A 7,825-nucleotide genomic window follows, 5' to 3' on the forward strand; every position below is an offset into this window, starting at 1 on the left:
TGCCGGCGGTCATGGCGTCATCGCCGGGAGCAGGAAGCGCTGGCGCACGGTGCCGATGGCGTCGAGTTCGAGCTCGAGCTCCACCGCCGCCGGCAGCGTGGTGCTGCCGCCGCGCCAGCCGTCGTTCCAGCCTTCGCCGGCGGGAAGATAGGCCACGCGTGCGGCGGTGATGCCGTCGATCAGCACGCGCGCCGCCGGCGGCTGCGCGCTGTCCACGGCAGCGCGTGCGCTGCGCTCGAGGCGGCCGTCGACGATGCGGTACTCCACGTATTCCAGCGACGTGCGCGGCGCGGCCTCCGGGTTCTCGCGGCCGTGGCGGACGAAGCCGAACAGCGGGCCGGACTCGCCGGGGCGGCCGCCGATGAAGGTGTGGCGCGCGGGGCTGCCGTCGCTGCGGCGCACCAGCCGCAGCGACGCCTGCGACAGGTCGGCGCGCAGCAGGGCGCGCGCGCGCTGGAATTCGCCCAGTCGGCCCATGCGCTCGCGCAGCACGCCCTGGCTGTCGACGGCGTAGGCCATGACCGCGACCCCGGCGGCCGCGATGAGGCCGAACAGGGCGAGCGACACCATCACCTCGAGCAGGGTGAAGCCGCGCGCCGCGCCGGAGGGCTGCGACGCGTTCACCGCGGCAAGCTCCGGAACAGCGCGACCTCGGCGGCCACGCGCGATTCGCCCGGCGGCGACACCCGGATGTCCACGCGCAGCAGCGATGGGTCGGCGCTGGGCGTGGTGCTGCGGGTCCAGTGCCAGTCGATGCCGCCGGCCTCCTCGCTGCCGCTGGCCTCGTCCGCCAGGCTGCGCACGTCGAGCGTGGCGGCCTCCACGGCCACGTTGTCGGCGACCACCGCCGCCAGCACCCGCTCCTCGATCGCCACCGCGGTGCGCGTGCTTTCGCCGGCCAGGTTGAGCAGGCCGAGCACGGCCAGTGCGAACACGGACAGCGCGACCAGCATTTCGATCAGCGAAAAGCCGGCGTCCGCGCCCCTGCGCAGCGGCGCGTCCGTGCGGCGGCGGGGCAGGATGCCCGCGCGGCACCGTGACTGCGCACGCACCTCGCCGCAGCGTCGGGCGGGCGTTTCAGCGCGCCGCGCCATCGATCGTCACCTCGCCGCCGCCGTCGACCGACACCCGCGCGCTCCGGCCCTCGCGCACCAGCACCAGGCTGCGCGGCTCGCTGGCACCGGTGGGGTCGAAGTGGAACGCCATGCGGGCGTTGCGTCGCGGCAGCTGCGGCTGCGTGCCCGGCTGCCAGTCGACGCTGGCGAAGGCGCGGCCGTCCAGCGGCTGCCAGCCGTCGAAGCGCCGGCGCGAGAACGCGTAGCCGGCGGCGCTCACCTCGACCTCGATCGTGCGCATGCCGAGGATGGCCTCGTCGCGCGCGTGCGCCAGGCGCGCGGCGAAGGTCTCGGCCTCCTTCACCAGCACGTTGTCCGCGGACGGTAGCGTCATCGCCACGGCGGCCCCCGCCAGGCCGATGACGGCCAGCGCCACCATCAGCTCGACCAGGGTGAAGCCGCGCGCGCGTCGCATGGCCCTGCCTCAGCGCCAGTTGCCGATGTCGGCGGCGTCGCCTTCGCCGCCCTCGGCGCCGTCGGAGCCGAAGGAGAAGACGTCGAAGCCGCCGCTGCGGCCCGGCTGCCGGTACTGGTAGGCCTTGCCCCAGGGATCCTCGGGCAGGCGCCGGATGTAGCCGCCCTTGCGGTAGCGCTCGGGGCGCGCGAGCCCGGACGGCGGGTCGAGCAGGGCGTCCAGGCCCTGCGCCGTGGTCGGGTAGCCCATGTTGTCCAGGCGATAGGTCTCCAGCGCCTGTTCGAGCACCGAGACGTCGGCGCGCGCCTTCTCCGACATGGCGCGGTCCTGGCTGGGCATGACGTTGATCATCACCACCGTCGACAGCAGGCCGATGATCACGATCGCGACCATCAGTTCCACCAGGGTGAAGCCGGCGTTGCGGCGATGGCGCCCCGCGCCTGGCGTCGCGCCGGACGGCGATCGATGGGCAGGGAAATCGGACATGTCGCGGTTTTGCATATCGGCCTCCATCAGCCGGCCACGAGGGCGTTGAATTGCAGGATCGGCAGCAGGATGGCGAGCACGATCACCGCCACCGCCGCGCCGAGCACGATGATGATCAGGGGTTCGAGCAGGCTCATCGCCGCCGTGGTGAAGGTGTTGAATTCGCGCTCGAGGTAGTCGGCGGCGCGGTCGAGCATCGGTGCCAGGCGTCCGCTGTCCTCGCCGCTGGTGGCCATGTAGAGCAGGGTGGGCGGGAACACCGCGGCGCGCTTCATCGCGTTCGACAGGCTGCCGCCCTCACGGATCACCTCGACCATCTGTTCGGTGGCCTCGCGCAGCACCGTGTTGCCGACGGTGCGCGCGGTGATCGCCAGGCCTTCGATCAGCGGCAGGCCGCTGTCGGACATGGTGGCCAGCGTGCGTGCCATGCGCGCCGCGTGGACGTCGCGCAGGATGCGGCCGAGCAGGGGCAGGCGCAGCAGGGCGGCGTCGAAGCGGCGGCGAATGGCCGGCCGGCGAAGCAGCCGCGCGGCGATGAACACGGCGGCCGCCAGCAGCACGGCCATCGGCAGCCACCACGTCGACAGCAGGTCGGAGATGCCGATCACGATGCGGGTCAGCAGCGGCAGCTCGCGTCCCATCGACTCGAACTGCTCGACCACCTTCGGCACCACGAACACCATCAGCGCGATCACCACCAGCACCGCGGTCACCGCCAGCGCGGCCGGATACACCAGGGCCGAAACCAGCTTGCCGCGTACCTGCTGGTCGCGCTCGTGCAGGTCGGACAGGCGTTCGAGGATGGCGGGCAGGGCGCCGGTGCCCTCGCCGGCGGCGACCATGGCGCGGTACAGCGGCGGGAAGGCGCGGGGTTCGCGCGCCATGGCGTCGGACAGGCGGAAGCCCTCGACCACGCGCGCGTGGGTCGCCATCACCACGCGCCGCACCGGCGCGCGCTCGGACTGGCTGCCGATGGTGCGCAGCGCTTCCTCCAGCGGCGCCACCGCCACCAGGGTGGCGAGCTGGCGGGTGAGCAGGGTCAGGTCCTTGGCGTTGAAGCGGCCGCGGCTGCGCGCAGCCTGCTCGGCGCGGACGGTGGCCGGCTCGACGCGCACCGGCAGCAGCTTGCGGCTTTCCAGCACGCGCCGCGCCTCCGCGGCGTTGCCGGCATCGACCACGCCCTCGCGGCTGCGCCCCTGGACGTCCAGGGCCGAGTATTCAAACGCCGCCATGGTCCTGCAGCTCCTGGCGGGTCACGCGCATGGCTTCCTCGAGCGTGGTCTCGCCGCGCAGCACGGCGTCGCGCGCGGCGCCGCCGAGGCGATGCCCGTCGGTGAAGGCCGCGGCGGCCAACGTGTCCTCGTCGGCGTTGGCGCCGATCAGCTGGCGCATGCGCTCGTCGACCTCCAGCACCTCGTGGATGCCCAGGCGCCCGGCGTAGCCGGTGTGGCTGCACTGCGCACAGCCGGCGGCGCGGTAAAGCGTGGCGTCGGCCGCGGCGTCGCCGAGCAGGCGGATGGCGGATGCACGGGTGTCGCCGGCGATGGGCTCGCGGCAGGCCGTGCACAAGCGCCGCAGCAGGCGCTGCGCCAGCACCAGGCGCAGGCTCGACGCCAGCAGGAAGGGTTCGATGCCCATGTCGCGCAGCCGCGTCACCGCGCCGGGGGCGTCGTTGGTATGCACCGTCGACAGCACCAGGTGGCCGGTGAGGCTCGCCTGCACCGCGATCTGCGCGGTTTCGGGATCGCGCACCTCGCCGACCATCACCACGTCCGGGTCCTGGCGCAGGATCGCGCGCAGGCCGGCGGCGAAGCTCATGCCCACGCGCGCATTGACCTGGGTCTGGCCGACGCCGTCGATGGCGTATTCCACCGGGTCTTCGACGGTGAGGATGTTGCGGCGGCCGTCGTTGAGCGAGGCCAGCGCGGAATACAGGGTCGTGGTCTTGCCGGCGCCGGTGGGGCCGGTGACCAGCACGATGCCGTTGGGCACGCGCAGCGCGCGCTGCAGCGCCGCCAGCACGTGCGGCTGCATGCCCAGGCCTTCGAAGGTGAGCGTGCCCTGGTCCTTGTCGAGGATGCGCATGACCACGCGCTCGCCGCCCCGCGCGGGCAGCGTGGATACGCGCACGTCCAGGGCCTTGCTGCCCATGGTCAGGCCGATGCGGCCGTCCTGCGGCAGGCGCTTCTCGGCGATGTCCAGGCGCGCCATCACCTTCACCCGCGACACCAGCAGAGGGGCGATGCGCCCGGGCAGGCGCAGCGCCTCGCGCATCACGCCGTCCACGCGCATGCGCACCACAAGGGCGGATTCGAAGGGTTCGATATGGACGTCGGAGGCGCCGATGCGCGCGGCTTCGGCGATCAGGCCGTTGATCAGGCGGATCACCGGCGCGTCGTCCTGCGCGTCGAGCAGGTCGGCGGTGGCGGGAATGTCGCCGGCCAGGGCGTCGAGATTGCCGGGCAGGTCGAAGTCACCACCGCCGCCGGCCAGCGCCGCATCCGCATAGAGCTCGGACAGGCGGCGGTCGAAGACGCTGCGGGGCAGGACTTCGACGTCGAGCTCCAGCCCCAGGCTGCGCCGCGCCTCCAGCAGCGCGGCCGGGTTGGCGTCTTCGCGCAGGCCCACGCGCGCGCGTTCGCCCAGCGCCAGCAGCACCACGCCCTGGTGCTTGGCGAAGGCGTAGGCGAAGGCGGGCAGGGGCTCGCTCATTGCGCCGCGGCGTCCGCAGTCGGACTGCTCGACGCTGGGCCAGGCGCAGCGCCGCCGCCCGAAGGCTGGGCTGGTGCAGGCACAGGCATGACCGGCGGCGTGGTGCGCAGGTACTCGCGCACCAGTTCGTCGAGCGCGGTCTCGCGCTCGCCCATCACCGGCAGCTGGCTGCGCATGTAGTCGTAGCGCCCTGCGCTCATGGCCTGCGCGTCCGCGGTGCTGCGCACGATGGTCGGGCGGATGAAGACCATCAGGTTGGTCTTGTCGCGCGAGCGCGAGCGGTGGCGGAACAGATGGCCGACGATCGGGATGTCGCCCAGCAGCGGCACCTTGGACACGGTGTTGCGGTCGCTCTGGTCGAGCAGGCCGCCCAGCGCGACGATTTCGCCGTCGTCGACCAGCACCCGGGTCTCGACCTCGCGCTTGTTGAGCACCAGCTCCGAGAAGTCATCGCTGACCGGGCCGGCGATCGACGACACCTCCTGGCGCAGGGTCAGGGTGATGCCGCCACCGGCGTTGATCTGCGGCGTGACCTCCAGCTGGATGCCGACGTCCTGGCGCTGGATGGTGCGGAAGGGATTGCTGTTGCTGTCGCCCAGCACTTCGCCGGTGGTGGTCGGCACTTCCTGGCCGACCAGGATGCGCGCTTCCTCGTTGTCGAGCGTCAGGATCGATGGCGTCGACAGCAGGTTGGACGCGGTGTCGCTGTTCACCGCGTCGATGATCAGGCCGAAGGTGGCGTTGTCGTTGCTGCCGGCGATGCCGCCGAGCGCGCCGTTGATGCCCAGCAGCGACTGCACCGCGGCCTGGCGGGCGAGGTCGAGCACGCCGTTGTCATCGTCGTCGTCGCCGCGCTGCTGCCCGGCGTACCAGCCGGCGGCCAGCGGCATGATTCCCGGGCTGGCGCCGGGGTGCTGGGTGGCGAGGAAGGGGATGTTGCTGCCTTCCTTGCCGGCGATCAGCAGCTGCGCGCCGAGGCGGCGCGCGGCGTTGTCGGAGATCTCGACCACGATCGCCTCCACCAGCACCTGCTCGCGGCGGGTGTCGAGCTGGGTGATCACGTCCACCAGCAGGCGCTGGGTCTCTGGGTCGGCGTTGATGATCAACGAGTTCGAGCCCGGGTAGCGGACGATGGTGGGGCGCTTGCCGGGCACCGCGGTGATCAGCTGCGCCGAGGTGGCATCCGGGGCCGCGGCGCTGGCGGCGGCCGTGCCGGCGCCGTCCTCGCCCCCGGGCGTCTGCCCGACCAGCTGCTGCAGCACCGGCAGCAGCTGCTCGGCGCTGGCGTGCTGCAGGCGCACCACGCGCACGCCGCCGGTGCGTTCGGCGCGGCGGTCGAGCTCGAGGATGGTCTGCACCACCCGCTGCACCGACTGCGGCGCGCCGCGGACCACGATCGAGTTGCTGCCGTCCACCGGCTGGATCGCGAGCTGGCCACCGCGGCCTTCGGCACCGCCGAACAGCTGGTTGACCGTGGCCGCCACTTCGCGCGCCGAGCTGTTGCGCAGGGTGACGGTGTCGATGCCGGCGGTGTCGCTGTCGATCTGCGCCACCAGGCCGCGGATGCGGCGGATGTTGTCGGCGTAGTCGGCGATCAGCAGGGCGTTGCCCTGGGGCGTCGGCACCACCACGCCGCCGCGGCCGATCAGCGGCTTGAGCGTTTCGGCGGCGATGCGCGCATCGACCGTGGACAGCGGCAGCACCTGGGTGGTGAAGGCGGAGCCGCCCGCGCCGCCGCCAGGCAGCTTCGCGGCCGCGGTGTCGGGCACCACGCGGTAGGCGCCCGGCCCGGCGGACACCGCCACCAGGTCGTTGGCGCGCAGCACCGCCAGCAGCACGCCCAGCAGCTCGGCTTCGTCCATGGCCACGTCGCGGGTGATGCTGACGCTGCCCTGCACCGCGGGATCGATGATGAAGGTGGTGCCGGTGGCGCGCGCGACGTCCTGGATGAAGGCGCGGATGTCGGCATCCTGCGCGGTCACGCCGGCGCCGGACTGCGCGAAGGCGAAGGGGGCGGGCTGGGTCGCCAGCGTGAGGACGAGGGCGGCGGCGAGGAGTCGGTGCTTCACGGTGTCGGTGCCTGCAGGGTCGCGCTGCGGATCTGGCCGTCGCGGCGGTAGGTGAGGGTGATGGTGGAGGCCTTGCCGAGGATGTCGCCGAGGTCCGCATGGCGTTCGGGGTCCAGCGCCTCGTTGTTCACCGACAGCAGCACGTCGCCCGCCTGCAGCCCGGCCTGGCGCAGCACGGCGCCGTCGCCGCGCGGGATCACGGTGTAGCCGGTGACCCGGCCATCGGCCTCTTCCGGGCGAAGGCCCATCTGCGCGAGCAGCTGCGCGGGATCGACCGCGGGGCCGGGCGTGTCCGTGGCGGGCGCGGGGGTCGAGGTCGTCTGCGCCGGTGCCGGTGCCCTGCGGGTCGGCGCCGGGCGTTCGCCGGCCTTGGCGAAGCGGAGTTCGCTGCGGCGGCCGCCGCTGTCGAGCACCACGTGGTCGGACCGCACCTCGGCCAGGACCACGCCCGGCGCCACCTCCTCGTCAACGCTGAAGGAACGCTGCGGATCCTCGCGCATGGCGATGATGGCGCTGCCGCCCACGGCTGCGGGGCGGACCGCGAACAGGAGCAGGCCGGAGGTGTCGGTGGTGGCGGTGCCGCGGTCGGGATAGAAAGCATCGATGGCGAGGCGCCCGGGCTGCGCCGGGAGTACCGCGGCCGTGTTCGCGGTCGGCGCACCCAGCGTCGCAGGCGGCAGCAGCAGCCAGGCCAGGCGCGCCGCCTGCACCGCCAGCAGGATGACGATCGCGACCTCGGCCGCCCGGCGCAGGCGATCGACGCCGTCGGGTCCGGCAAAGACTGCAAGGAGTTCGCGATGGGTCGGGAATGCGGGCACGGGTCTGCTGTGGTGGCGGGGAATGTCGCGCCGTTCCGACAGCATGCGAATGTTTTGTGACATCTCTGTTGCAATTGACATATTGAGGGAATGGCGCGCCATTGATGCTCTCGGGCGCCGGGTGCCAAGGCCCTTGAGTGCTCATGTCCCCCGGCGCTGGCCTGCGGCCATCGCCTCCTCCTTGACTTCGCTCTCAAGGGCCTTGGCACC

8 protein-coding genes are annotated in these 7,825 nt (G+C 72.7%); all 8 read right to left on the bottom strand.

The window, feature by feature from the left end; genetic code table 11:
* Positions 1-9: 9 nt before the first annotated feature.
* From gspJ to E2169_RS12485, 8 genes are read right to left on the bottom strand one after another with little or no spacing between them, the layout of a single operon-like run.
* Positions 10-624: a type II secretion system minor pseudopilin GspJ gene (gene gspJ / locus E2169_RS12450; protein ID WP_268236936.1), complete on the bottom strand. Its 615-nt coding sequence runs from the start codon at positions 622-624 to the stop codon at positions 10-12.
* Positions 621-1,094, bottom strand: a complete 474-nt coding sequence (gene gspI, locus E2169_RS12455) for a type II secretion system minor pseudopilin GspI (RefSeq protein ID WP_132986925.1) — start codon at positions 1,092-1,094, stop codon at positions 621-623. Before gspI ends, gspJ begins: the two co-directional genes overlap by 4 nt.
* Positions 1,078-1,530, bottom strand: coding sequence for a GspH/FimT family pseudopilin (locus tag E2169_RS12460; protein WP_132986926.1), 453 nt, complete (start codon positions 1,528-1,530; stop codon positions 1,078-1,080). Before E2169_RS12460 ends, gspI begins: the two co-directional genes overlap by 17 nt.
* A gap of 9 nt (positions 1,531-1,539) precedes the next feature.
* On the bottom strand, positions 1,540-2,016 hold the full coding sequence (gene gspG / locus E2169_RS12465) for a type II secretion system major pseudopilin GspG (protein WP_132986927.1): 477 nt from the start codon (positions 2,014-2,016) through the stop codon (positions 1,540-1,542).
* A gap of 26 nt (positions 2,017-2,042) precedes the next feature.
* Positions 2,043-3,248 carry a type II secretion system inner membrane protein GspF gene (gene gspF, locus E2169_RS12470; RefSeq protein WP_132986928.1) on the bottom strand — a complete coding sequence of 402 codons (1,206 nt, stop codon included), beginning with the start codon at positions 3,246-3,248 and terminating at the stop codon, positions 2,043-2,045.
* On the bottom strand, positions 3,235-4,728 hold the full coding sequence (gene gspE / locus E2169_RS12475) for a type II secretion system ATPase GspE (RefSeq protein ID WP_132986929.1): 1,494 nt from the start codon (positions 4,726-4,728) through the stop codon (positions 3,235-3,237). The genes gspF and gspE overlap by 14 nt, the downstream gene beginning before the upstream one ends.
* Positions 4,725-6,797 carry a type II secretion system secretin GspD gene (gene gspD / locus E2169_RS12480; RefSeq protein ID WP_132986930.1) on the bottom strand — a complete coding sequence of 691 codons (2,073 nt, stop codon included), beginning with the start codon at positions 6,795-6,797 and terminating at the stop codon, positions 4,725-4,727. Before gspD ends, gspE begins: the two co-directional genes overlap by 4 nt.
* Positions 6,794-7,615, bottom strand: a complete 822-nt coding sequence (locus E2169_RS12485) for a type II secretion system protein N (RefSeq protein ID WP_165942415.1) — start codon at positions 7,613-7,615, stop codon at positions 6,794-6,796. The genes gspD and E2169_RS12485 overlap by 4 nt, the downstream gene beginning before the upstream one ends.
* Between the last annotated feature and the right edge of the window lie 210 nt (positions 7,616-7,825).

Source organism: Luteimonas terricola (assembly GCF_004352845.1).
GTDB classification, from domain to species: domain Bacteria; phylum Pseudomonadota; class Gammaproteobacteria; order Xanthomonadales; family Xanthomonadaceae; genus Luteimonas; species Luteimonas terricola.

What these genes read in the sequence shown, in the direction of transcription:
- gspF (WP_132986928.1), bottom strand. Translation starts at nt 3,248, where the DNA reads ATGGCGGCGTTTGAATACTCGGCCCTGGACGTCCAGGGGCGCAGCCGC.
- gspG (WP_132986927.1), bottom strand. Translation starts at nt 2,016, where the DNA reads ATGTCCGATTTCCCTGCCCATCGATCGCCGTCCGGCGCGACGCCAGGC.
- gspI (WP_132986925.1), bottom strand. Translation starts at nt 1,094, where the DNA reads ATGGCGCGGCGCGCTGAAACGCCCGCCCGACGCTGCGGCGAGGTGCGT.
- E2169_RS12460 (WP_132986926.1), bottom strand. Translation starts at nt 1,530, where the DNA reads ATGCGACGCGCGCGCGGCTTCACCCTGGTCGAGCTGATGGTGGCGCTG.
- gspE (WP_132986929.1), bottom strand. Translation starts at nt 4,728, where the DNA reads ATGAGCGAGCCCCTGCCCGCCTTCGCCTACGCCTTCGCCAAGCACCAG.